The organism is Priestia veravalensis (assembly GCF_001457055.1).
Classification (GTDB): domain Bacteria; phylum Bacillota; class Bacilli; order Bacillales; family Bacillaceae_H; genus Priestia; species Priestia flexa.
Window position 1 is genome coordinate 1 of the sequence record NZ_KQ758669.1, and the last position, 24,128, is coordinate 24,128.

Below are 24,128 nucleotides of genomic sequence, written 5' to 3' on the forward strand. Positions count from 1 at the left end.
TCTGCAAAAAAATGAGTTTGGGACATAACAAAATGATTGCTTCTAAAAGACGAACACTCGCTGTTCCCATCTCTTTGATTTGTCTCAACACGTTCGTTCCATTGCGCTACGGCCACTCGCTTTCCGCGGGGAGGAACCTGAGCTTCCTCGCTGCGCTGCGGGATCTCCGTTTTCCCTCTCTTTCCCGCAGGAGTCGAGTGTCCTACGCTTCATTCCACCCTGTTTCCAACATTGTTTTCACAATCAACCAAAAAACCTGAACGATTAAAAGTTATGAACTCTCAATCGTTCAGGTATAGTAGAGGCTGAACTACTTATGTCTCAGTCTCATTTTTTTTTATAAAAAAGCAGGAATTTTGTTGAATGAAGGTGAATAATGTTGATTACGTAAAATTAAACTGCTTTTCAACGAGCTCGATATCCTCATCAAACTTCTCATGTGTTTTTTGAAACAAACGAACAAACATATCTCCAAGTTCCTCTTCTAATACTTTAATTCCTTCTCCTGTAACACCGCCCTTTACGCTTACTTTCTCTTGTAAAGTAGGGAGCGTAAAAATTTCTTTTTCAAGTAATTTACCCATTCCAATAATCATATCACTAGCCATAATGGTTGCTTCTTCTTTTGAAATCTCCGTTTCTTGAACAGCAGCATCAATAAATTTCTGTAACAAGAAGCTGAAAAAAGCAGGTCCACAGCTAACAATATCCGACGATACCCTTGTAATGTTTTGTGGAATTGATACGGTTTTAGACATGCTGCTAAATAAATTTGTTAAGTAATTTTGATAAAAAGATGAACAATGATCGCCATATGTCATAAGTGATACGCCTGACAACGCAAGATTTGTAATGCTTGGAATGATTCGTGCTACTTGGGTAGGCACGATGCTTTCCAGCTGCTCCACGCTTATTGGACTTGTAATCGATACAATGCAATGTTCTTTCGTTAACAGCGGTTTTATTTTTATTAAAAGGGGGTGAATATCCAATGGTTTTACACATATAAAAATAAGTTGTGAAGAACGGACAACTTCTTCCGCACAATCTCCCAGCTGAATTTCTTGGTGCTGCTTTTGAATCGTTTTTGCTTTGCCTTTTGTTCGATTTGTGATAGTTAGTTGTGAAGGATGTACGGCTTTTGACTCAATAAAGGCATCAATTAATATTCTCCCCATATTACCTGTTCCAATAAATCCTATATTCACTTGTACTTCCCTCCTTCAAAAGCCTATTCTTCTAAACAGTATGAGATTATTAATCAATTTATGACGTTAGTTCATAATCCCTTAAGGAGGAAACCATGACTTTATCGAAAAAACATTGGATTATTTTGGGTTTTATTTCGGTAGCTGTATGTGGGTTTTTAATTTATACAAATGTTTTATTTCCCCAGGTAGAAACGAGTGCTCAGGTTGGAGATGACTTTCCATTTGCTGAAAAACAAGAAAGTAGTTCTTCAACAAGAGACGTGCCTCAAAAAGATTCTACAAGTACTCAAATCGTTGTTGATGTGAAAGGTGAAGTTCAAAAACCAGGCGTATACGAGCTTGAGGCTGGCCTTAGGGTTCAGGATGCTGTCGAGAGAGCGAGTGGAATTACGAAAGAAGCGGACATGAATCAGGTAAATTTAGCAACAAAAGTAGCTGATGAAATGGTCATCTATATTCCAGCTATTGGTCAAGAGCCTCAAGTACCTGTTGCTAGTGGAGGAAGCGTTGAAAAAAGTGACAGCGGTGTAGTGAATCTTAACACAGCAACGTTAGAAGACCTGCAAACTTTAAATGGAATCGGTCCGTCAAAAGCGCAAGCGATTCTCACATATCGTGAAGAAAATGGTCCTTTTAAAACAGTGGAAGATCTGCTACAAGTCTCAGGAATTGGCGAAAAATCATTGGAGAAAATAAAAGCAGAGATAGCAATAAATTAGTGAATGCGTTGACGTCATCTCCTTTTAACCGATACACTATGTACTAGATAGCGAGACAAGAAAGTAGGGAGTAGAAGATGACAAGAATTTCGTGGGATCAATACTTTATGGCACAAAGTCATTTATTAGCATTACGCAGCACGTGTGAACGTTTAGCTGTAGGTGCCACAATTGTAAGAGATAAACGTATTATTGCAGGCGGATACAACGGATCAATAAGCGGCGGGGTGCATTGTGCAGACGAAGGCTGTTACGTCATTGATAACCATTGTGTCAGAACCATTCATGCAGAGGTAAATGCTCTGTTACAGTGTGCTAAATTTGGTGTTAAAACAGAAGATGCAGAAGTTTATGTCACGCATTTTCCTTGCTTAAACTGTTGCAAAGCACTTATTCAAGCTGGGATTAAGACCGTTTATTATGCCAACGACTACAAAAATCACCCATATGCTATTGAATTATTTGAGCAATCAGGGGTAAGATTTGAAAAAGTCGAGCTAAACGAAGCTGTCATTGATTTAAACAGTCAAGAAAAATGGAGCTTTGTAAACAGTATTTTAGAGAAGCTTCACCAGAGTAATCTTTCCAAAAAAGAAATTGCTCGCTTAGAAGACCAAGCCTTTTCGTTGTTTCAACCTTCATAAGCTAGGCACTTGGTGTCTAGCTATTTCTTTTGAATGGGAGGTGCTTTCTTGAAAGGTTTCTATTTATATATAGCAGTTAGCTCCATGTTAACCATGTTTTTAGCTTATCATCTATCATGGATTACATTCGTATTTGCACTAAGCTACGCGGTTTTTTTATACCTGAAGTGCCCACCGTATGTTTTCGTCCTTTGTGTTCTTGTTGGCGGTTTTTCTTTTGGGTTGTTTTATCTTTTTTCACTTCATCATCAAACATCTATCTCTTCCAATCAAACAATATTTACCGGTCAAATCGCTTCTATTCCTGATATTGACGGAAGCCAAGTGCGCTTTTTCTTTAGCACTCAAGGTGAGGACATATCCGTTACGTATTATATGAAAAATGAAAGTGAAGTTAAACAGATTCAAAACCTAACGATTTATGACCAATGTATGCTAAAAGGCAAACTTTCTTCTTTTGAAGAAGGGCGAAATCCAAATGCATTTAACTACAAAGCATACATGAATACTCAGCGTATTCACTGGAATCTTAAAGCATCTACTTTTACAACCTCTTTATGCCAACCTCCTAAACGATTATCTCTCATTCAGTCCCTTTCTACCTATCGACAAAAAGGAATTGACTACCTTAAACAGACTGTTCCTCAGCCAGCTTCTTCTTTTATGCAAGCGCTCATTTACGGAGAGAGAAACCAAATCGATTCTGATTTACTTCAGCTTTACCAAAGTTTCGGGCTTATTCATTTGCTAGCTATTTCAGGACTTCACGTTGGTTTAATGACCTTTATGTTTTTTTATATACTGATTCGAGTGGGGGTTACGCGCCAGTTAGCCATAAACATTTTATTAGTAACTCTTCCTTTGTATGCTATTATCGCGGGTGGAGCGCCTTCGGTTATTCGTGCAGTGTTAATGAGCATGTTAGCATTAATTAGCATGCAGTATCAAAAAAAGATTAGTCTAACCGACAGCATAGCAATAGCATTTTTGTTAATGGTAGTTGTTAATCCATTTTATATTTTACAAGTGGGATTTCAATTATCTTTTGTGGTGACCCTTTTTATTGCGCTTAGTACACAGATTATTCTAAAGCGAATTACCTCAACTATAGCTCAGTTACTGATGGTATCGTTGGTTGCGCAGCTCGGATCGCTACCGCTGTTATTGTTTTATTTTTATGAAATTTCGCTACTAAGCCTTCCTCTTAATATGATTTATGTTCCCTTTTTTTCAACAGTCATTCTTCCACTTTGTTTGTTCACATTTATTGCTTCATTTTTCTTTTCACCCATCGGAACTATAGGTCAATGGCTACTAAATAATATATTATTACTGAGCGAATGGTTCTTGAAGCTACTACACGATGTATCTCCTGTGTTCTTAATAACAACCGGCAAGCTTTCTCTATGGGTTGTTGGACTTTTTTACATAGGTATTTACGGCGTTTTATGGTCTATGGAAAACAAGAAATATACGTCTTTTTTTAGCATAGTCACTGTCCTAATGTTCGTGGTTCAATGTCTTTTTCCGTATGTAAATCCATATGGGAAAGTGACAATGATTGACGTGGGTCAAGGAGATAGCTTGTTAATTGAGCTTCCCTATAGGCAAGGGATTTATTTAATTGATACGGGAGGTAGCGTTCCGTTTTTCAGTGAAGATTGGCAAGTACGTCGCGATTTGTTTGATGTGGGAAGGGATGTTATCATGCCAGTTTTAAAATCAAAAGGAATTCGAAAGGTAGATAAGTTATTGATTACGCACGGCGACTATGACCATGGTGGAAGTGCCAGCACGTTACTGAATCAAGTCAAAATTGAACAGGTGGTGCTGGGGAAAAAGAAGCAGTTTACAGATTTAGAACAAGATATTATCAAGCAAGCAAGGAAAGCGAATAGCGAGATTTCTTATGTTCAGAAAGGAGATCACTGGAAACAAGGAGACATTTCTTTTTATATTCTTTCACCAACAGGCTCAGAAACAACAAGCAATAATTCATCTATTGTTTTGTTTACAGAGTTTGGAGGACTCAACTGGCTTTTTACAGGTGATTTAGAAGAAGCGGGAGAAAATGAGATTCTTCGCATTATTCCTTCGCTGCAAGCTGATGTGTTAAAGATTGCACATCATGGAAGTAAATCGTCTACATCACCTGCGTTTCTTCGTGCACTTAACCCCAAAATTGCTCTCATATCAGCAGGTAAAAAGAACCGTTACGGTCATCCTCATGAGGAAGTGGTTGAAAGGTTACAAGAAGCCGATGTTTTGATTTACCGAACAGATGAAAACGGTGCAATCACGTATACATTTCGAAAAAACAAAGGAACCTTTTACCCCCAACTTCCATAGTCTATATCAAGTTAAAAAAACGACTGTAGATGACAGTCGCTAAGTGTTGCTGATTTTCTATCTCGTTTACCGATTCAACTAATGAATAAAGGTTGTATTCATTAGCAGCTACTTATGAACCAAAGTAGTGAATGACCGTTGCGATAATAAATAAGGTAGTAAAAAATCCAAATGATGCGATAAATCCTACAGCCGAATCGACTGCGTCGTTTCGTTTACTTTGAACGCTTTCTTCAAATTGATTCATTGCCACCCCTCCTATTTACAGTATAATCCATGTTTTTTAAAAAATCTATAAAATATAAAGCGTTTTCCTAACATGACAACAGTTAACAATCATTGTTTGTGGCAAAAAAGTAAACGATAATTATATGGGTTTACTCATTAACAAATAAGTAACCTAGGGCTTAATTTGTTAGTGTTTATTATAAACTGAGGAGTTGCTGCTTTTAGCAATTCCTTTTTGTATTCTTGCCAAACCGTTGTCGCACCTATACCATAGAAGGTGAAGAACTATAGAATGGAGCGTAAAAAATTGGCAATAGATTCGTTGAAAACTATCAATTCTAAGGACATAAAACCCGTCTATTTATTACATGGTTTAAATGCTTTTATTATGAAAAAAGCAAGAGATAAAATTATTCAACATTCCTTATCAGATGAGGAAAAAGAGTTTAATTTATCGATATATGACTTAGAGGAAACGCCGATTGAACAAGTAATTGAAGATGCTGAAACGCTGCCTTTTTTAGGTGATAAGCGAGTGGTAATTGCCAAGAATGCTTTTTTTCTAACGGCAGAAAAATCAAAATCTAAGGTAGAACACGATGTTAGTAAATTGCAGGACTATCTTGAGCAACCCGCACCTTTTTCAACTTTAATCGTGCAAGCTCCTTATGAAAAATTAGATGAGCGTAAAAAGATAACAAAAGCGTTAAAAAAGCAGGCTACATATGTGGAAGCAAATGAATTTAATGAGCATGACTTAGTGCAGTGGATAAAAGACGTATTGCATAAAAGAAACGTGGAAATGGATGAAGATGCTAAGCAGCTCTTGCTGCAGCTTGTCGGATTAAACGTTACGATCATCACAAATGAAGTGGAGAAAATGATGCTTTATGTAGGAGATAATGGTGTCATTACACGGGAAGTTGTACACGAGCTTGTAGCCAAAACGTTAGAACAAAATGTTTTTACACTTATTGAAGCAGTTATGAATAAAAACCTAAAAGAAGCGTTAAATATTTATCAAGATTTGCTTCGGAACAATGAGGAGCCAATCAAAATTCTATCGTTACTAGCTTCACAATTTCGCTTAATTTATCATACAAAGCAGCTTTCTGGTCAAGGGTATAGTCAACAGCAAATTGCACAAACGTTAAAAGTGCATCCTTTTCGAGTGAAAATTGCTCTTCAACAAAGTCGAAAATTTGAAGAGCCGTTGCTGCGTAGCATTATCAAAGAGCTAGCAGAAGCAGATTATGAAATGAAGACGGGAAAAATAGACAAAGAATTGCTTTTACAATTGTTTTTCTTAAAGCAAGCTGGTGTCTAGCAAAACATAAAAAAAACGATCCTATAGGGATCGTTTTTTCGCTTATTATGCAGATAAACCGTTAAGTTTTTGCGCTAAGCGAGATTTTTGACGAGCTGCAGCATTTTTGTGGATAAGACCTTTTTGTGCAGCCTTGTCTAATTTTTTAGAAGCAACAGAGTATGCTGCTTTTGCATTATCTACATCGTTGTTTTCAACTAAAGCTTCAAAGTTTTTGATAGCAGTACGCATAGCAGATTTTACTTGGATGTTATGTGCACGACGAGCTTCAGCAGTTTTTACACGTTTGATAGCTGATTTAATGTTTGGCATTCGTTTCACCTCCCGAAATTATAACAATCGAGATTATATAGAACTCGACATTTCTTACAATAAGAACAAAGGATATTTTATCAAACCCACGGCTATAATGCAATAGCACCTAAAAGGAATTTTATCGCTCTCGTGCATGAATTAATTAGCAAGAGGTGAAACTAACTTCTATGATAATAGCTGAGGAGGGTCTGCAATGAATGAAAACTTAGACTTAAGTCAATATAGTATTCGCACTGATTTAGCCGTGGAAGCAAGAACGATGGCTGTTGAAGACAATGAAAAGCAAGCCAAGCAGTCTGAGCTTGAAGGCGTTATTTTTAAAGAGAAAGATGTCGATGGAGTAAAGGTATCTTTAGTCGAAATAACTGAACAAGGTGCCCAAACGATTGGAAAGAAAAAAGGTCGCTATCTTACTCTAGAATCTGTTGGAATTCGCGAGCAGGATACCGAAAAGCAGGAAAAGATGGAAGAAGTATTTGCCGAAGAACTAAATCATTTTATAAAAGGCTTGAATATCCCAGATGATGCAAGTTGTTTAGTAGTCGGTCTTGGAAACAGCAGCGTTACTCCGGATGCACTTGGACCAAAGACGGTCGAAAATTTATTAATCACTCGTCATTTATTTGCTCTACAGCCTGAAAGCGTAGAAGAAGGGTTCCGTCCGGTAAGTGCTATTATACCTGGTGTAATGGGGATTACGGGAATTGAAACGAGCGATATTATCTTTGGTGTTGTCCAAAAAGTAAAACCTGACTTTATTATTGCGGTTGATGCTTTAGCAGCTCGTTCAATCGAACGTGTGAACGCAACGATTCAAATTTCAGATTCAGGTATTCATCCCGGCTCTGGAGTTGGAAATAAACGAAAAGAAATTAGCTATGAAACGCTAGGTATTCCAGTAATTGCAATCGGTATACCCACAGTTGTTGATGCGGTATCAATTACAAGCGATACCATTGATTTTATTTTAAAGCATTTTGGACGTGAGATGAATGAACAAGACAAGCCTTCGAAGTCTCTTATCCCTTCCGGAATGACGTTTGGAGAAAAAAAACAGTTAACTGACGAAGATTTACCAAGCGAAAAACATCGTCAAACGTATTTAGGAATGATTGGTACGTTACCTGATGAAGAAAAGCGTCGTTTAATTCATGAGGTGTTAGCGCCGTTAGGTCATAATTTGATGGTTACACCAAAAGAAGTTGACTTATTTATAGAAGAGATGGCCAACGTGGTAGCTGGAGGGCTGAACGCAGCTCTTCACCATGAAGTGGATCAAGGAAACTTTGGATCTTATACTCATTAAAAGTGAATGAAACAAGAAGAAGTATCCCATAATGAATACTACGAAAATGAATAGGTATGTTTAGATGAAAGGAGCATTCTCATGGCGAAATTCATGATGAAGTCGCTGCTGCTAAGCGTTGTGTTATTGTTCGGTGTACTATTAGGGATGCAGACTGCCCAGCAAGGGCTAATTAAGATGAAAGGGTATGATGACCCTAGTATTCAGCAAGTTTTTACAGTTTCTAAAACGAGCGAGGGCGAAGTAGAAGCAGATGTAATGGGCAACAAGCGAGTTGTGGACCTTGAAGAAAAACAAAAGCTACTGGAAGAGCGAAAGGCATTTAACTTTTTTTCTTCAATCGGAAAAAGCTTAGCTAACGGCATACAGGCTGTTATGCAAAAAGCAGTCGAAGCTTTTCATAACCTGTTTGTATAAAACAACAAAGTAGAGCAGCCTTAATGTTTCGCTATACATTAAAGCTGCTCTGCTTTACTATTGAGCTCATCTCTCTCCTTCCTTTGAGAAGTTTATTGAATGTTGACTGATGTGTTGTTATAATTTACTTTAGTGTATTTTGCCGATTTTCAGTAGGAGTGAAAAAATGATGGATAGAGAAGCGAAGTTAAACCGACAGTCGAAAATTAGAAACTTTTCGATTATTGCTCATATAGATCACGGAAAGTCAACATTAGCTGACCGTATTTTAGAAAAAACAAATGCGCTTACGCAGCGCGAAATGAAAGCTCAGCTTTTGGATTCTATGGATTTAGAACGTGAGCGTGGAATTACTATTAAGCTAAATGCTGTTCAGCTTAAGTATAAAGCAAAAGATGGGGAAGAATATATTTTCCATTTAATTGATACTCCAGGGCACGTCGATTTTACATATGAAGTGTCTCGTAGTCTTGCAGCTTGTGAAGGAGCAATTCTTGTAGTGGATGCAGCTCAGGGAATTGAAGCACAAACATTAGCAAACGTATACTTAGCGCTAGATAATGATTTGGAAATCTTACCGGTTATTAATAAAATTGACCTTCCAAGTGCTGAGCCTGAACGCGTACGTCAAGAAGTGGAAGATGTAATTGGCTTAGATGCTTCAGAAGCAGTGCTCGCTTCTGCAAAAGCAGGTATTGGAATTGAAGAGATTTTAGAGCAAATTGTAGAAAAGGTACCTGCTCCTGAAGGCGATCCTGAAGGGCCTTTAAAAGCCTTAATTTTTGATTCATTCTATGATGCGTATCGTGGTGTTGTTGCATCTATTCGTATTGTAGAAGGGTCGGTCAAAACAGGCGATAAAATTCGCATGATGGCAACGGGCAAAGAGTTTGAAGTAACAGAAATTGGTGTATTAACACCAAAAACAGTTCCACAAGCCCAACTATCTGTTGGAGATGTAGGATATTTAACAGCTGCTATTAAAAACGTAGGAGATACACGCGTAGGGGATACGATTACGCTTGCTAAAAATGGTGCAACTGAACCATTACCAGGTTACCGTCGTTTAAATCCAATGGTATATTGCGGCTTGTATCCAATTGATACAGCAAAATATAATGACTTACGTGAAGCCTTAGAAAAACTGGAGCTGAATGATTCTGCCCTTCAATTTGAACCAGAGACATCTCAAGCATTAGGATTCGGCTTCCGCTGTGGATTCTTAGGCCTGCTTCACATGGAAATTATCCAAGAGCGTATCGAGCGTGAGTTTAAGATTGACTTGATTACAACAGCACCAAGTGTTATCTACGATGTTTACATGACGGATGGCGAGAAAGTATCTGTTGATAACCCGTCTAATATGCCAGACGCTCAAAAGATTGAAAAAGTGGAAGAGCCGTATGTAAAAGCAACGATGATGGTTCCTAATGATTATGTAGGAGCTGTTATGGAGCTTTGTCAGAAGAAGCGCGGTAACTTCATCGGCATGCAGTATTTAGATGCGAATCGAGTGAGCATTGTGTATGAGATTCCGCTAGCTGAAATCGTGTATGATTTCTTTGATCAATTAAAATCAAACACAAAAGGGTATGCATCCTTCGATTACGAATTAATTGGTTACAAAGAATCTAAGCTTGTGAAAATGGATATTTTATTAAATGCAGAAAAAGTCGATGCACTGTCCTTCATCGTGCACCGTGACTCAGCGTACGACCGCGGTAAGATTATCGTAGAGAAGCTTAGAGAGCTGATTCCACGTCAGCAGTTTGAAGTCCCTATTCAGGCAGCTATTGGTCAAAAGATTGTAGCACGTTCAACAATCAAAGCCATTCGTAAAAATGTATTAGCAAAATGTTACGGTGGAGATATTTCTCGTAAGCGTAAGCTTCTTGAGAAACAAAAAGAAGGTAAAAAACGAATGAAGCAAGTCGGATCAGTAGAAGTTCCACAAGAAGCATTCATGGCTGTACTGCGTATGGATGAAGAGTGAGAAATCATTTAATATAAGCAGTTTAGTGTTTTATAACTGATTGATTTGTTACACTATAGCGTAGAGCGATTAAAGACGCGTTACGATAAAAAATACCGCAGAGAGCATCTGCGGTATTTTTATCATTTACTTTAACTATTTTGAGGTGGAAGACGATGATTGAAGCAGCTTACCTGCACATTCCTTTTTGTCATCATATTTGTCACTATTGTGACTTTAATAAAGTATTTTTCAAAAATCAGCCCGTTATGCCCTATCTAGAAAAAATGAGAGATGAGATGAAGCAGACGGTAGAAAGGTATCCAGCTAATGATTTAAAGACGATTTTTGTCGGTGGAGGAACTCCGACAGCCCTTGATGAAAAGCAACTGACGTACTTTTTAGAATCCATTCATGAATCGTTTCCAGTTCATGATGTAAAAGAGTTTACGTTTGAAGCAAATCCTAATGAGCTAACAGAAGAGAAGTTACGAATTTTACATGCGTACGGTGTAGATCGATTGAGCATTGGTGTTCAAACGTTCAATGAACAGCTTCTTGAAAAAATTGGACGTGTTCATAGCAACCAGCAAGCATTTCAAGCTGTTGACGAAGCGAGAAAAATAGGGTTTAGAAATATTAGCTTAGATTTAATGTACAGCTTGCCTGGACAAACGATTTCTGATTTCAAAGAAACGCTTGATATTGCATTTTCACTGGATGTCGAGCATATATCTGCTTATTCTCTTATCATTGAGCCTAAAACCGTATTTTATAACTTAATGAATAAAGGAAAGCTTCGTGTGCCTTCTCAAGACGATGAAGCGTTTATGTACGAGATGTTAATGGATGAGATGGATAAGCATGGATATTCTCAGTATGAAATTAGCAATTTTGCTCGTTCAGGCTACGAAAGCCTCCATAACCTGACGTATTGGGATAATAATGATTACTACGGGATAGGAGCGGGAGCTCATAGCTACATTGATGGAATTAGACGATCGAATATTGCACCGTTAAAAAAATATATGCAGGCCGTTACTGAAACGAATCATGCTTATTTAGATGAAATTTCTGTTTCAAAAGTGGAAAGAATGGAAGAAGAGATGTTTCTAGGATTGCGTAAAACAAATGGTGTTAACAAAGCTAGCTTTTACGAAAAGTATAAAGTTGAAATGAATGATGTTTTTTCTGAGCCAATAAAAGAATATACAAACAAAGGATTGCTGGAACAAACCGAAAGTTCGCTGCGACTAACAAAAAAAGGGCGCTTTTTAGGAAATGAGGTATTCCAGGCATTTATTGGTGGAATCTAATCGTTGACATGACCCATAATGATTTGGTAATTTATTATTAGATTTAGCACTCAAGCTTTTAGAGTGCTAACAGAGGTGATGAAACGTGCTTACTGATCGACAACTATTAATTTTACAAGTCATAATTGATGATTTTATTCGATCTGCACAGCCTGTTGGCTCTCGTACACTTTCTAAAAAAAGTGAAATTAACTTTAGTTCAGCAACAATTCGCAATGAAATGTCTGATTTAGAAGAGCTGGGCTTTATTGAAAAAACTCATACATCTTCAGGGCGCGTTCCATCCGAAAAAGGATATCGCTATTATGTGGATCATTTGTTATCTCCGCAGCTATTAACGAATGAAGATATTTCAACAGTTAAGTCTCTCTTTGCTGAACGAGTTGTTGAACTGGAAGAGATTGTGCAAAAATCTGCTCAAATTTTATCAGACTTAACAAGCTTAACGTCCATTGTGCTTGGCCCTAAAGCAGTAACGAATAAGCTCAAGCAGCTGCAGATTTTGCCGTTAACTGAGGAGTCAGCCGTTGCTATTATTGTTACAGATACAGGTCACGTACAGCATCGTACCATTACTTTACCTACTGGTATTGGCGCATCAGATATTGAGAAGATGGTCAATATTTTAAACGATAAGCTAGTAGGCGTTCGGATTACTGAGCTACATGATAAGATGTATAAAGAAGTAGCTTTATTGTTAAAAAATCATATTCGAGGGTATAAAGAAACGATGACGATTTTAAGCGATACGTTAAAGCTGAATACAAGCGGTAAAATGGTTATCGGTGGAAAAACGAATATGTTTGCTCAGCCTGAGTTTCATAACATTGATAAAATTCGTGATTTATTCACTATTATTGAACATGAAAAAGAGTTTTCACAGCTTTTAACGTCTAGTGAATCTGGTATTCACGTTAAAATTGGCCGTGAGAATGAAGTAAACGAAATGGCTGATTGTAGTTTAATTACTGCTACGTATTCGTTTGGTGAAGAACAAATTGGTACCATTGCTTTATTAGGACCGACTCGTATGGAATATGCGCGAGCTATTAGCTTAATGACATTGTTATCTTCTGACATGTCTCGTTTATTAACGAATTTATACAAGCAATAAAAAATAAAAGGAAAGTGCTGGAAGTCATTGCTTCCTGTCTTTCCTATGATAAAATAGACAGCAGCATGAACGTGCTCTAACTTTAAGGAGGTGAAGGAATTGTCAAACGAAAAGCAAGTAGAGGATGTAGTAGAAGAAACTGTAGATACAGAAGTTCAGCAAGAAGAGACTGTTGAAGAATCTGGAGAAGAATCTGTAGAAGCTACTCTTCAAACAGAAATTGACCAATTAAAGCAACAGCTTGAAGAACAGGAAAATAGATATGTACGTCTACAAGCTGATTTCGATAATTTCCGTCGTCGTTCTCGTCTTGATGCAGAAGCAGCACAGAAATATCGTGCTCAATCTTTAGTGGCAGATATCTTACCAGCACTAGATAACTTTGATCGTGCTCTACAGGTGAACACAGAAGATGAGAATACGAAGTCTGTGATGAAAGGTGTAGAGATGGTCTACCGTCAATTAGTTGAGGCACTTCAAAAAGAAGGTGTTGAGGCAATTGAATCTGTAGGGAAACCATTCGATCCTTATGAACATCAGGCTGTTATGCAAGTAGAAGATGAGGCGTATGAACCAAATACAGTCGTAGAAGAACTTCAAAAAGGGTATAAACTAAAGGATAAAATTATTCGCCCTGCAATGGTAAAAGTAAACCAATAAAACTATTACATAAAACAAGGAGGTTATTTTATATGAGTAAAATCATTGGTATCGATTTAGGTACAACGAACTCTTGTGTCGCTGTTTTAGAAGGCGGCGAGCCAAAAGTAATCCCAAATCCAGAAGGAAATCGTACAACACCATCTGTTGTTGCGTTTAAAAACGGTGAGCGTCAAGTTGGGGAAGTAGCAAAGCGTCAAGCAATTACAAACCCAAACACAATCATCTCAATTAAACGTCATATGGGTACAGATTACAAAGTAGAAGCTGAAGGGAAAGAGTATACACCTCAAGAAATGTCAGCAATTATTCTTCAACATTTAAAAGGATATGCAGAAGAATACTTAGGTGAGCCTGTAACAAAAGCGGTTATTACAGTTCCTGCATACTTTAACGATGCTCAGCGTCAAGCAACAAAAGATGCTGGTAAAATTGCTGGTTTAGAAGTTGAGCGTATCATCAACGAGCCAACAGCAGCTGCTCTTGCATACGGATTAGAAAAAACAGACGAAGATCAAACTGTACTAGTATATGACTTAGGTGGAGGTACGTTTGACGTATCGATTCTAGAACTAGGCGATGGTGTATTCGAAGTACGCTCAACTGCTGGTGACAACCGTCTTGGTGGAGATGATTTTGACCAAGTAATCATCGACTACTTAGTAGCTGAGTTTAAAAAAGAAAATGGCATTGATTTAGCTAAAGATAAAATGGCGCTTCAACGTCTAAAAGATGCTGCTGAAAAAGCGAAGAAAGATTTATCTGGTGTAACTTCTACACAAGTTTCATTACCATTTATCACAGCTGGCGAAGCTGGACCACTTCACTTAGAAGTAACGCTATCACGCGCGAAGTTTGAAGAGTTATCTGCAGACCTAGTAGAGCGTACAATGGCTCCAGTACGTCAAGCATTACAAGATGCTGGTCTTTCTGCAAGTGAACTAGATAAAGTTATTTTAGTTGGTGGTTCTACTCGTATTCCAGCTGTACAAGAAGCAATTAAAAAAGAAACTGGTAAAGAGCCTCATAAAGGCGTAAATCCTGATGAAGTTGTTGCTTTAGGTGCAGCAATTCAAGGTGGCGTATTAACTGGTGATGTAAAAGACGTAGTATTACTAGATGTAACGCCATTATCTCTAGGAATTGAAACAATGGGTGGCGTATTTACAAAGCTAATTGAGCGAAACACAACAATTCCTACAAGTAAATCACAAGTATTCTCAACGGCAGCTGATAACCAAACGGCTGTAGACATTCATGTGCTTCAAGGTGAACGTCCAATGTCAGCTGACAACAAAACGTTAGGTCGTTTCCAATTAACGGACATTCCACCAGCTCCACGTGGTGTACCTCAAATTGAAGTAAGTTTTGATATTGATAAAAACGGTATCGTAAACGTACGTGCAAAAGATTTAGGTACAAATAAAGAGCAAGCAATTACAATCAAGTCTTCTACTGGTTTATCAGATGATGAAATCGAACGCATGGTAAAAGAAGCAGAAGATAATGCGGATGCAGATAAAAAGCGTAAAGAAGAAGTTGAATTACGCAATGAAGCAGATCAACTTGTATTTACAACTGAAAAAACGTTGAAAGACCTTGAAGGTAAGGTTGAAGAAGCGGAAGTAACAAAAGCTAACGAAGCAAAAGATGCGTTAAAAGCTGCAATTGAAAAGAATGACCTTGAAGAAATCAAAGCGAAAAAAGATGAACTTCAAGAGGTTGTTCAAACTCTAACGGTGAAAATGTACGAGCAAGCTCAACAAGCAGCTGGTGGCGAAGGCGCTCAAAACGATGATGTTGTAGATGCAGAGTTTGAAGAAGTAAACGACGATAAAAAATAATGCATCTTGACGACTAATGTGAAGGACGCCACGGTGCAATTCACAGGATTTCAAAAGTCAAAGTCAAGCTATCTCTTGGCTTTGACTTTTTTAACGTACAAAAATAGCAATTCACAATAGGTTCGGTGTGTTGCTTAACTTTTCTGTTGCGATGGAAAGATTAATGATGATACAATTACGTTTATGTGAAACGATTCGGGAGTGAGTATTGATGAGTAAGCGAGATTACTATGAAGTACTCGGCATCAGCAAAGGCGCTACAAAAGATGAAATTAAAAAAGCGTACCGTAAGCTTTCAAAAAAATATCATCCAGATATTAATAAAGCCGAGGATGCTGCAGAGCAATTTAAAGAAGTCAAAGAAGCATATGAAGTATTGAGTGATGATCAAAAGAAAGCACACTATGATCAATTTGGTCATACTGATCCAAATCAAGGCTTTGGTGGTTTTGGCGGCGAATCAGACTTTGGCGGCTTTGGCTTTGAAGATATTTTTAGTTCAATCTTTGGTGGTGGAGGTCGTAGAAGAGACCCTAATGCGCCAAGACAAGGTGCCGATTTACAATATACGATGACGTTATCGTTTGAAGAAGCGGTATTTGGGAAAGAAACAACAATTGAAATTCCTCGTGAAGAAACATGTGACACATGTAATGGGTCAGGTGCAAAGCCAGGTACAAAAGTAAGCACATGTTCACACTGTAACGGTTCTGGGCAATTAAATGTGGAACAAAACACGCCGTTTGGTCGTGTAGTAAACCGTCGTGCTTGCCATCATTGTAATGGAACTGGTAAGAAAATTGAGCAGAAATGTTCAACATGTCACGGAGAAGGAAAAGTAACAAAACGTCGCAAAATTAATGTGAAAATTCCAGCTGGTGTGGATGATGGTCAACAGCTTCGCGTGAGTGGCCAAGGAGAACCTGGTGCAAATGGCGGTCCATCTGGAGACTTATACGTTGTGTTTAACGTTCGATCACATGAACTCTTTGAGCGTGACGGTGATGATATTTATTGTGAAATGCCGTTAACCTTTGCACAAGCCGCACTGGGAGATGAAGTGGAAGTACCGACGCTGCATGGAAAAGTAAAGTTGAAAATTCCTGCAGGTACGCAAACGGGTACGAGGTTCCGACTAAAAGGGAAAGGTGTAGCAAACGTTCGAGGATATGGTCAGGGTGACCAGCATATTCACGTGCGCGTTGTTACACCAACAAAGCTTTCTGAGAAACAAAAACAATTGATCCGAGAATTCGCAGAATTAAGCGGACAAGAAGCAGTTGATGAGCAGCACGATTCTTTCTTTGCAAAAGTAAAGAGAGCAATTAAAGGCGAATAGTAAACACTGACAGGTTGGTAAAATGCTTTACCAACCTGTCAGCTGTCATAAAACAAAATGAAGTGAAAAAATAGAAGGGATGAAGTTGGTAGAGATGAAATGGTCTGAAATTTGTATTCATACGACACAGGAAGCGATTGAACCAATCTCACATATTTTACATGAATCAGGAGCGAGCGGTGTTGTAATCGAAGATCCTGCAGATTTAATAAAAGAAAGGGATACAACTTTTGGGGAAATCTACCAGCTTAATGCCGATGATTACCCTGAAGAAGGCGTAATTGTAAAAGCATACCTTCCTGTAAATAGCTTCTTAGGTGAGACGGTTGAAGGTATTAAAGAGGCTATTAACGGCCTGTTAGTTTATGACTTTGATTTAGGTGCAAACAAGGTGACAATCAGTGAGGTAAATGAAGAAGAGTGGGCAACTGCATGGAAGAAATATTATCATCCTGTAAAAATATCTGAGCGTTTTACAATTGTCCCTACTTGGGAAAACTATGAAAAAGTCAACACAGATGAATTAATTATTGAATTAGATCCAGGGATGGCGTTTGGAACAGGGACCCACCCAACAACGGTCATGTCTTTGCAAGGACTTGAACGAACGGTTAAAGAAAATGATACGGTTATCGATGTTGGAACAGGTTCTGGCGTTTTAAGTATTGGTGCAGCAATGCTTGGAGCAAAATCTGTAAGAGCACTTGATCTTGATGAAGTAGCCGTTCGTTCTGCTCGTTTAAACGTAAAGCTAAACAAAGTGCAAGATGCTGTAACGGTTGCTCAAAATAACCTTTTAAATAATATTGAAGGTCCTGTAGACGTTGTTGTTGCAAATATTTTAGCAGAAATTATTGTTCGTTTTGTTGACGATGCATATGCGGTTCTGAAGCCAGGCGGTTCATTTATTACATCAGGCATAATTAGTGCCAAGAAAGAAGAAGTAAAAGAAGCGCTTGTGAAGGCTGGATTTGTTATTGAAGAAGTAACAATGATGGAAGATTGGGTAGCTATTATTGCGACTAAACAAGCTTGATAAGTGAGAAGGTGTAGCTGTGCAACGTTATTTTCTAAAAAATGATCAATTTGTTGATAAAACGGTGAGAATTACTGAATCAGATGCTCACCACATTCAGCGAGTGATGAGAATGTCAGAAGGAGAACGTATTATTTGTTGCAATGAAAATGGACAAGCGGCTCTCTGTGAGATTGAAATGATTTCCACTGACGAAATCCAAGGATCTATTATAGAATGGCTAATTGAAGAAAAAGAAATGCCTGTGACAGTTACGATTGTGAGCGGGTTGCCTAAAGGGGATAAGCTTGAGCTTATTATTCAAAAAGGGACAGAACTTGGCGCAACGAGGTTTATCCCTTTTATTGCGGATCGCTCCATTGTGAAATGGGACGAGAAAAAAGGTAAAAAGAAATTAGAGCGATGGAACAAAATTGCAAAGGAAGCTGCAGAGCAATCTCATCGTACCATAGTGCCAGCTGTTGACAGTCCGATGACTTTAAAACAGCTCGTTGCAGCAAGCGACTGTACGCATAAAATTGTAGCGTATGAAGAAGTAGCTAAGCAAGGTGAGTCTTCTAATTTGCATCATGTTTTATCTAATCTACATCCAGGTGATTCGCTTTTGGTTGTTATTGGACCAGAAGGTGGACTCACAGAACAAGAAGTTGCGTTTTTAGAAGAACATCAATTTATTAAATGTGGATTCGGTCCTCGAATTTTACGTGCAGAAACAGCACCGCTATACGTGCTATCTGCTATTTCATATCAAACTGAGTTAATGGGGTGAACACAATGCCAACAGTTGCTTTCCACACGTTAGGGTGTAAAGTGAATCACTATGAAACAGAAGCTATTTGGCAGTTGTTTAAAGGAGCTAACTACGATCGCGTAGAATATGAACAAACTGCTGATGTATATGTTATCAATACCTGTACGGTAACGAACACAGGTGATAAAAAAAGTCGCCAAGTAATTCGTCGTGCAATTCGTAAAAATCCAGATGCTGTTATTTGTGTAACAGGATGTTACGCACAAACATCACCAGCAGAAATAATGGCGATTCCTGGCGTTGATATCGTTGTAGGTACACAAGATCGCGTGAAGATGCTAGATTACATTGAACAATTTAAACAAGAGCGCCAGCCGATTAACGGCGTAGGAAATATCATGAAAACACGCGTATATGAAGAATTAGACGTACCAGCTTTCACGGACCGTACGCGTGCATCCTTGAAAATCCAAGAAGGCTGTAACAATTTCTGTACGTTTTGTATCATTCCTTGGGCAAGAGGTTTAATGCGTTCACGCGATCCAAAAGAAGTTGTAGCGCAAGCTCAACAATTAGTAGATGCTGGTTATAAAGAGATTGTTTTAACGGGAATTCATACGGGTGGCTACGGTGAAGATATGAAAGATTATAATCTTGCACAGCTATTACGTGATTTAGAGTCTCAAGTAAAAGGATTAAAACGCATCCGTATTTCATCAATTGAAGCTAGTCAGATTACAGACGAAGTTATCGACGTGTTGGATAAATCTGAAATGGTTGTTCGTCATTTACACGTGCCCCTTCAGTCCGGGTCAAATACGGTGTTAAAACGCATGCGTCGTAAGTACACAATGGAATTCTTTGGAGAGCGTTTGACACGCTTAAAAGAAGCGTTACCTGGACTTGCGATTACATCTGATGTAATTGTAGGATTCCCTGGTGAAACAGAAGAAGAGTTTATGGAAACATACAACTTCATTAAAGAGCATAAATTCTCAGAGCTTCACGTGTTCCCATACTCTAAGCGTACAGGTACACCTGCTGCTCGCATGGACGACCAAATTGATGAAGAAGTGAAAAACGAGCGCGTACATCGCTTAATCGAGCTTTCAAATCAACTGGCGAAAGAGTATGCTTCAGAATTTGAAGGTGAAGTATTGGAAGTTATTCCGGAAGAACGTTACAAAGAAGAATCAAATAGCAATCTGTACGTTGGTTACACGGATAACTATTTGAAAGTAGTGTTCCCAGCAACGGAAGAAATGGTTGGAAAGCTTGTGAAAGTAAAAATTTCTAAAGCTGGTTACCCATATAACGAAGGTGAGTTTGTACGTGTGATGGACGATGTAGAAATGCCAGCAGATCGCGTTAAACTAAGTTCTTAATTTCAAAAAGCACACGCAGGTTTGGAAGATAAAGAAAGCCTGCGTGTGCAAGTTTTATAATTGATTGAGAAAATGGGTATGGTTTAATAAGTGAATTCATAAAATACAATTGAATGGGTTTATTACTTTATTTAAACTGGTTGACCTTAAGAGTTCATTATATTATAATGGCAAAAGACATGTCTAACACATGTCATTATGATGTTAGTGGTTTTGTTCGGAGGGAGGGAATTAGAATGTCAAAAACAGTTGTTCGTAAAAACGAATCGCTTGAAGATGCTCTTCGTCGCTTCAAACGTTCAGTTTCAAAAACTGGTACGTTACAAGAAGCAAGAAAGCGCGAATTCTATGAAAAGCCTAGCGTAAAGCGTAAGAAGAAATCTGAAGCTGCTAGAAAGCGCAAGTTTTAATAAGAGGGTGGATTTATTATGAGTCTTCTCGAGCGTTTAAATAGTGATATGAAGCAAGCGATGAAAAACAAAGAGAAAGAGAAGCTAACTGTGATTCGCATGGTAAAAGCATCTCTTCAAAATGAAGCCATTAAGTTGGGCCACGATCTAACTGAAGCAGACGAGTTGACGGTTATTTCTCGCGAATTCAAACAACGTAAAGACTCCCTCCATGAATTTGAGAAAGCAGGTCGTCAAGATCTTGTTGATAAAATTCATTCTGAATTAGTTATATTAGAAGCTTATGCGCCTAAGCAACTAAGTGAAGAAGAGTTAAGCGAATTGATTAAAGCAACGATTGAAGAAACGCAGTCTTCCTCTAAAGCTGATATGGGGAAAGTTATGGGAGCGCTTATGCCTAAAGTGAAAGGTAAAGCTGATGGCTCTCTTGTAAATAAGCTTGTTCTTCAACACTTATCGTAAAAAACACCTTACACACGTAAGGTGTTTTTTATATGTTATAGGTTCATATTCATACATAAAAAGTTTCAAAAACTTGAAACTATTTGTAAAGTTAATCGTATAAGAAGATAAGCACTCATATGATGCAAAGAGAGGAGGGGTGATAGAATAAGTGAAAAAAATAACTGTAAGCATCATTGTCGCTACGTTTATCATACTTTGTTTCTTGCCACAAGCCTTCACTGCTAGTTCAGAGAAAGTATATGTCATTCCAGTTGAGGATACAGTTGAAAAAGGACTTCTCGCTTTTTTAAACCGTAGTATTAAAGAAGCAGAAACCGAAAAGGCAGATTTAATTGTGTTAGATATTAATACGCCTGGTGGGACCGTAGATGCTGCTTCTGATATTGGAAAAAGTATTACAAAAACGGATATTCCCATTGTTGCGCTCGTCAATAAAAAAGCATTATCCGCAGGAGCATACATTGCCTTAAATGCGGATGAAATTTATATGACTCCTGGATCAACAATGGGTTCTGCAGCTGTTATTGATGGGTCAAGTAACGCAGCGGACGACAAAGCACAGTCTTATTGGCTATCAGCGATGAAAAGCGCCGCTGAGCAAAATGGACGCGACCCAAAATATGCAATGGCAATGGCAGATAAATCGATTGAGCTGCCAGAGCTGGACATAACGAATAAAGAACTGCTAACGCTGACTCCTAAACAAGCGGAAGACGTACAATATTCTGAAGGAACAGTTGCTAATTTAAATGAGCTATTAGATAAATTAGGCTATGAAAATTCGGATGTGATTACAACAAAGGTTAGCTGGGCAGAGCATATCGCTCGCTTCGTTACCAATCCAGTAGTCGTACCAATTTTGCTGTCGATAGGAGGACTAGGTTTAGTGATTGAGCTTTATACGCCAACGTTTGGTTTAGCTGGTTCCATGGGAATTGGTGCGCTACTTCTATTCTTTTATGGTCATCTGGTAGCGGGATTAGCAGGAATGGAAGCAATTATTGTATTTATTATTGGAATTGTTCTTCTGCTTTTAGAGCTTTTCTTACCAGGTGGAATATTAGGAATAATTGGGTTAGGGGCTATTTTTGTTAGTTTCTTTCTCACTACGGATAACTACGTGCAAATGGGAGTGTCGTTAATCATTGCTTGTGCTGTTGCTTTGGGAGGAGCGTTTGTTATGATGAAATTTTTTGGTAAGAGAATGAAAACGTTGAGAAAGATGGTATTAAGTGACTCACTTAATACAGAGTCGGGTTATGTTTCTAACCAAAATCGTTATGAATTGATCGGTAAAGAAGGGGTAACAATTACACCACTTCGACCATCTGGTACAGTTTCAATCAATGATGAATACATCGACGTAGTATCAGAGGGGAATTATTTAGCAAAAGATGTTAAAGTGAAAGTGATGAAAGTAGAAGGATCACGAGTTGTGGTACGAAAAGTGAAAGACTTACCAACCGAGGAGGAAGTTAAATAATGGAACCAGGTAGCTTATTATTTTTTGTTGCAATTGGCTTAGGCATTATACTATTAGCCGTATTCTTTACGTTTGTACCGGTAATGCTGTGGATTTCAGCATTAGCAGCAGGTGTACGTATTAGTATCTTTACACTAGTCGGAATGAGATTACGTCGCGTTATCCCGTCTCGCGTTGTAAATCCATTGATTAAAGCAAGTAAAGCTGGATTGGATGTTTCGACAAATCAGCTAGAGAGCCACTACTTAGCAGGTGGTAACGTTGACCGCGTGGTTAATGCGTTAATTGCTGCTCAGCGTGCAAACATTGAACTATCATTTGAACGTGGAGCTGCGATTGACTTAGCGGGTCGTAATGTGTTAGAAGCTGTTCAAATGAGCGTTAATCCAAAAGTAATTGAAACACCTTTTATTTCAGGTGTGGCGATGGATGGTATTGAAGTAAAAGCAAAAGCTCGTATTACAGTACGTGCAAACATTGACCGTTTAGTAGGGGGAGCTGGAGAAGAAACAGTTATTGCCCGTGTCGGTGAAGGGATTGTTTCTACAATTGGTTCTCAGCAAGATCATAAAAAGGTATTAGAAAACCCAGATATGATTTCACAAACTGTTTTAACAAAAGGGTTGGATTCAGGAACAGCCTTTGAAATTCTATCAATTGATATTGCAGATATCGATATCGGTAAAAACATTGGTGCAGTCCTTCAAATTGACCAAGCGGAAGCTGACAAAAACATTGCACAAGCAAAAGCGGAAGAGCGCCGTGCAATGGCTGTAGCACAAGAACAAGAAATGCGTGCAAAAGTAGAAGAGATGCGTGCAAAAGTAGTAGAAGCCGAAGCGGAAGTTCCGTTAGCGATGGCAGAAGCACTGCGCTCTGGTAACCTTGGCGTGATGGATTATATGAATATCCGAAACATTGATGCAGACACGGACATGAGAGATTCTATCGGCAAAATGGGACAGGATGACGAAGAGAAATAAGGAGGGCTCTCCTCATGAACATAATTCAAGGCATATTTGAATTTATTATCGGACATCTCTTTCTTGTTATCATCGTCGGAGGCTTTATTTTAAACGTTATTCAACGTTATATTGGTTCAGGGGCAGAAGAGGAAGAAAAACGCCCACAGCGCCAGCCAATGCCTCCTGTTGGTAATCCTACTTCTAGAGAAGAGAGAAATCGACCAAAACGAATACCCTATCGTCCTTCTGAGCGCAACAAAAAAGAAACGGTAGTAGAAGCTAAGAAAGATATGAAAGAAGAGGCTCAAGCCGTTCGGAATGAGCTTCAGGAAAAGCTTGAACAATTAAAGACTCAAAGAGAAATACCAAAGCGAGCTGAAACGAGCTCAGTTTCATCTATCAACAAAAAGCAGGATACATCTACTCGTCCCGTTGTGTTTTCGAAGAAAGCAGCAATTCAAGGTGTTATTTGGTCGGAAGTACTAGGACCGCCAAAGTCGAAAAGACGAAGTTATAAAAGATAAATAGATGTGATACATTAACCCCCTTTCTCATAAACATGAGATGAAAGGGGGTTCTTTTTTATGAGCAAAACATGGAGACAGCAAATGAAAAGATGGATGACGAAAACGATGGAACTACCCGCTGATGTGTTAATGGATCTTCCTCGGATTACGTTAGTTGGACAAATACACATATATATTGAAAATCACAAAGGTTTATTAGCCTTTTCTGATACTGAAATACGAGTGTTGTTGAAGCAGGGACAAATGCTAGTCCGCGGTGAAGGACTCGTGATAAAGGTGATTTTACCTGAAGAATTAGTGTTAGAAGGGAAAATTAATCAAGTTCTTTATTTAGAACAGTAAGGG

At 38.4% G+C, this 24,128-nt stretch carries 25 protein-coding genes; 21 read left to right on the forward strand and 4 right to left on the reverse strand.

Annotated features, from left to right (window positions below):
• Positions 1-84 precede the first annotated feature (84 nt).
• Both AS180_RS23875 and comER read right to left on the reverse strand, forming a co-directional pair.
• Complete coding sequence (locus tag AS180_RS23875; RefSeq protein WP_258954131.1) at positions 85-213, reverse strand: hypothetical protein; 129 nt, start codon at positions 211-213, stop codon at positions 85-87.
• Positions 214-383: 170 nt separating this feature from the next.
• Positions 384-1,208: a late competence protein ComER gene (gene comER / locus AS180_RS15000; protein WP_025911672.1), complete on the reverse strand. Its 825-nt coding sequence runs from the start codon at positions 1,206-1,208 to the stop codon at positions 384-386.
• A gap of 95 nt (positions 1,209-1,303) precedes the next feature.
• Here comER and AS180_RS15005 point away from each other — a divergent pair, with 95 nt between their 5' ends.
• The 3 genes from AS180_RS15005 (at position 1,304) to AS180_RS15015 (ending at position 4,923) form a co-directional block, all read left to right on the forward strand.
• Positions 1,304-1,930 carry a helix-hairpin-helix domain-containing protein gene (locus AS180_RS15005; RefSeq protein ID WP_061784768.1) on the forward strand — a complete coding sequence of 209 codons (627 nt, stop codon included), beginning with the start codon at positions 1,304-1,306 and terminating at the stop codon, positions 1,928-1,930.
• Between the two features lie 77 nt (positions 1,931-2,007).
• The gene (locus AS180_RS15010; RefSeq protein WP_025911670.1) at positions 2,008-2,574 is read left to right on the forward strand and encodes a ComE operon protein 2; all 567 of its coding nucleotides are present in this window, start codon (positions 2,008-2,010) and stop codon (positions 2,572-2,574) included.
• Between the two features lie 48 nt (positions 2,575-2,622).
• Entirely contained in the window at positions 2,623-4,923 is a 2,301-nt protein-coding gene (locus tag AS180_RS15015; protein WP_062687047.1) for a DNA internalization-related competence protein ComEC/Rec2, read from the forward strand.
• 112 nt (positions 4,924-5,035) lie between these two features.
• Here AS180_RS15015 and AS180_RS21745 read toward each other — a convergent pair whose 3' ends face one another.
• Positions 5,036-5,170 (reverse strand): YqzM family protein, encoded by a 135-nt coding sequence (locus AS180_RS21745; RefSeq protein WP_025911668.1) that lies wholly within the window; start codon positions 5,168-5,170, stop codon positions 5,036-5,038.
• A gap of 273 nt (positions 5,171-5,443) precedes the next feature.
• Between AS180_RS21745 and holA the strand changes: the two genes are divergently transcribed.
• Positions 5,444-6,478, forward strand: coding sequence for a DNA polymerase III subunit delta (gene holA, locus AS180_RS15020; RefSeq protein WP_224839995.1), 1,035 nt, complete (start codon positions 5,444-5,446; stop codon positions 6,476-6,478).
• A gap of 45 nt (positions 6,479-6,523) precedes the next feature.
• Here the strand turns inward: holA and rpsT are convergent, their stop codons facing one another.
• The gene (rpsT, locus tag AS180_RS15025) at positions 6,524-6,790 is read right to left on the reverse strand and encodes a 30S ribosomal protein S20 (RefSeq protein ID WP_025911665.1); all 267 of its coding nucleotides are present in this window, start codon (positions 6,788-6,790) and stop codon (positions 6,524-6,526) included.
• Between the two features lie 196 nt (positions 6,791-6,986).
• Here rpsT and gpr point away from each other — a divergent pair, with 196 nt between their 5' ends.
• From gpr to yqfC, 17 genes are all read left to right on the forward strand, one after another.
• Entirely contained in the window at positions 6,987-8,099 is a 1,113-nt protein-coding gene (gene gpr / locus AS180_RS15030) for a GPR endopeptidase (protein WP_062687049.1), read from the forward strand.
• Between the two features lie 81 nt (positions 8,100-8,180).
• Positions 8,181-8,516, forward strand: a complete 336-nt coding sequence (locus tag AS180_RS15035; RefSeq protein WP_025911662.1) for a DUF3679 domain-containing protein — start codon at positions 8,181-8,183, stop codon at positions 8,514-8,516.
• Between the two features lie 166 nt (positions 8,517-8,682).
• Positions 8,683-10,509, forward strand: a complete 1,827-nt coding sequence (gene lepA / locus AS180_RS15040; RefSeq protein WP_062687051.1) for a translation elongation factor 4 — start codon at positions 8,683-8,685, stop codon at positions 10,507-10,509.
• A gap of 155 nt (positions 10,510-10,664) precedes the next feature.
• Positions 10,665-11,804 carry a radical SAM family heme chaperone HemW gene (gene hemW, locus AS180_RS15045; RefSeq protein ID WP_062687053.1) on the forward strand — a complete coding sequence of 380 codons (1,140 nt, stop codon included), beginning with the start codon at positions 10,665-10,667 and terminating at the stop codon, positions 11,802-11,804.
• 85 nt (positions 11,805-11,889) lie between these two features.
• Positions 11,890-12,918, forward strand: a complete 1,029-nt coding sequence (hrcA, locus tag AS180_RS15050; RefSeq protein WP_025911656.1) for a heat-inducible transcriptional repressor HrcA — start codon at positions 11,890-11,892, stop codon at positions 12,916-12,918.
• A gap of 99 nt (positions 12,919-13,017) precedes the next feature.
• Positions 13,018-13,578: a nucleotide exchange factor GrpE gene (gene grpE / locus AS180_RS15055; RefSeq protein WP_062687054.1), complete on the forward strand. Its 561-nt coding sequence runs from the start codon at positions 13,018-13,020 to the stop codon at positions 13,576-13,578.
• Positions 13,579-13,610: 32 nt separating this feature from the next.
• Positions 13,611-15,422, forward strand: coding sequence for a molecular chaperone DnaK (gene dnaK / locus AS180_RS15060; RefSeq protein ID WP_062687056.1), 1,812 nt, complete (start codon positions 13,611-13,613; stop codon positions 15,420-15,422).
• Positions 15,423-15,633: 211 nt separating this feature from the next.
• Positions 15,634-16,761, forward strand: a complete 1,128-nt coding sequence (gene dnaJ / locus AS180_RS15065) for a molecular chaperone DnaJ (RefSeq protein WP_062687058.1) — start codon at positions 15,634-15,636, stop codon at positions 16,759-16,761.
• 94 nt (positions 16,762-16,855) lie between these two features.
• Entirely contained in the window at positions 16,856-17,797 is a 942-nt protein-coding gene (prmA, locus tag AS180_RS15070; protein ID WP_061784773.1) for a 50S ribosomal protein L11 methyltransferase, read from the forward strand.
• 19 nt (positions 17,798-17,816) lie between these two features.
• Positions 17,817-18,566, forward strand: coding sequence for a 16S rRNA (uracil(1498)-N(3))-methyltransferase (locus AS180_RS15075; RefSeq protein ID WP_062687060.1), 750 nt, complete (start codon positions 17,817-17,819; stop codon positions 18,564-18,566).
• A 5-nt stretch (positions 18,567-18,571) separates the two neighbouring features.
• Positions 18,572-19,933: a tRNA (N(6)-L-threonylcarbamoyladenosine(37)-C(2))-methylthiotransferase MtaB gene (gene mtaB, locus AS180_RS15080; RefSeq protein ID WP_025911646.1), complete on the forward strand. Its 1,362-nt coding sequence runs from the start codon at positions 18,572-18,574 to the stop codon at positions 19,931-19,933.
• A gap of 236 nt (positions 19,934-20,169) precedes the next feature.
• Positions 20,170-20,343 (forward strand): 30S ribosomal protein S21, encoded by a 174-nt coding sequence (gene rpsU, locus AS180_RS15085; RefSeq protein WP_003152957.1) that lies wholly within the window; start codon positions 20,170-20,172, stop codon positions 20,341-20,343.
• Positions 20,344-20,361: 18 nt separating this feature from the next.
• Positions 20,362-20,805 carry a GatB/YqeY domain-containing protein gene (locus AS180_RS15090; protein ID WP_025911644.1) on the forward strand — a complete coding sequence of 148 codons (444 nt, stop codon included), beginning with the start codon at positions 20,362-20,364 and terminating at the stop codon, positions 20,803-20,805.
• A 151-nt stretch (positions 20,806-20,956) separates the two neighbouring features.
• A complete protein-coding gene (locus AS180_RS15095; RefSeq protein WP_062687062.1) occupies positions 20,957-22,291 on the forward strand; it encodes an NfeD family protein in 1,335 nt (444 codons plus the stop codon).
• Positions 22,291-23,274, forward strand: coding sequence for a flotillin-like protein FloA (floA, locus tag AS180_RS15100; RefSeq protein ID WP_025911641.1), 984 nt, complete (start codon positions 22,291-22,293; stop codon positions 23,272-23,274). Before AS180_RS15095 ends, floA begins: the two co-directional genes overlap by 1 nt.
• A gap of 14 nt (positions 23,275-23,288) precedes the next feature.
• Positions 23,289-23,780: a hypothetical protein gene (locus AS180_RS15105; RefSeq protein ID WP_025911640.1), complete on the forward strand. Its 492-nt coding sequence runs from the start codon at positions 23,289-23,291 to the stop codon at positions 23,778-23,780.
• Between the two features lie 60 nt (positions 23,781-23,840).
• Positions 23,841-24,125: a sporulation protein YqfC gene (gene yqfC, locus AS180_RS15110; protein ID WP_025911638.1), complete on the forward strand. Its 285-nt coding sequence runs from the start codon at positions 23,841-23,843 to the stop codon at positions 24,123-24,125.
• The last annotated feature ends 3 nt before the right edge of the window (positions 24,126-24,128 follow it).

Excerpts from the sequence above, each read along its gene's own strand:
- dnaJ (WP_062687058.1), top strand. The coding sequence starts at position 15,634 with ATGAGTAAGCGAGATTACTATGAAGTACTCGGCATCAGCAAAGGCGCT.
- prmA (WP_061784773.1), top strand. The coding sequence starts at position 16,856 with ATGAAATGGTCTGAAATTTGTATTCATACGACACAGGAAGCGATTGAA.
- lepA (WP_062687051.1), top strand. The coding sequence starts at position 8,683 with ATGATGGATAGAGAAGCGAAGTTAAACCGACAGTCGAAAATTAGAAAC.
- AS180_RS15105 (WP_025911640.1), top strand. The coding sequence starts at position 23,289 with ATGAACATAATTCAAGGCATATTTGAATTTATTATCGGACATCTCTTT.
- AS180_RS23875 (WP_258954131.1), bottom strand. The coding sequence starts at position 213 with ATGAAGCGTAGGACACTCGACTCCTGCGGGAAAGAGAGGGAAAACGGA.
- mtaB (WP_025911646.1), top strand. The coding sequence starts at position 18,572 with ATGCCAACAGTTGCTTTCCACACGTTAGGGTGTAAAGTGAATCACTAT.
- AS180_RS15090 (WP_025911644.1), top strand. The coding sequence starts at position 20,362 with ATGAGTCTTCTCGAGCGTTTAAATAGTGATATGAAGCAAGCGATGAAA.
- rpsT (WP_025911665.1), bottom strand. The coding sequence starts at position 6,790 with ATGCCAAACATTAAATCAGCTATCAAACGTGTAAAAACTGCTGAAGCT.
- dnaK (WP_062687056.1), top strand. The coding sequence starts at position 13,611 with ATGAGTAAAATCATTGGTATCGATTTAGGTACAACGAACTCTTGTGTC.
- AS180_RS15005 (WP_061784768.1), top strand. The coding sequence starts at position 1,304 with ATGACTTTATCGAAAAAACATTGGATTATTTTGGGTTTTATTTCGGTA.
- hemW (WP_062687053.1), top strand. The coding sequence starts at position 10,665 with ATGATTGAAGCAGCTTACCTGCACATTCCTTTTTGTCATCATATTTGT.
- holA (WP_224839995.1), top strand. The coding sequence starts at position 5,444 with ATGGAGCGTAAAAAATTGGCAATAGATTCGTTGAAAACTATCAATTCT.
- gpr (WP_062687049.1), top strand. The coding sequence starts at position 6,987 with ATGAATGAAAACTTAGACTTAAGTCAATATAGTATTCGCACTGATTTA.
- rpsU (WP_003152957.1), top strand. The coding sequence starts at position 20,170 with ATGTCAAAAACAGTTGTTCGTAAAAACGAATCGCTTGAAGATGCTCTT.
- AS180_RS15035 (WP_025911662.1), top strand. The coding sequence starts at position 8,181 with ATGGCGAAATTCATGATGAAGTCGCTGCTGCTAAGCGTTGTGTTATTG.
- yqfC (WP_025911638.1), top strand. The coding sequence starts at position 23,841 with ATGAGCAAAACATGGAGACAGCAAATGAAAAGATGGATGACGAAAACG.
- AS180_RS15010 (WP_025911670.1), top strand. The coding sequence starts at position 2,008 with ATGACAAGAATTTCGTGGGATCAATACTTTATGGCACAAAGTCATTTA.
- floA (WP_025911641.1), top strand. The coding sequence starts at position 22,291 with ATGGAACCAGGTAGCTTATTATTTTTTGTTGCAATTGGCTTAGGCATT.
- AS180_RS21745 (WP_025911668.1), bottom strand. The coding sequence starts at position 5,170 with ATGAATCAATTTGAAGAAAGCGTTCAAAGTAAACGAAACGACGCAGTC.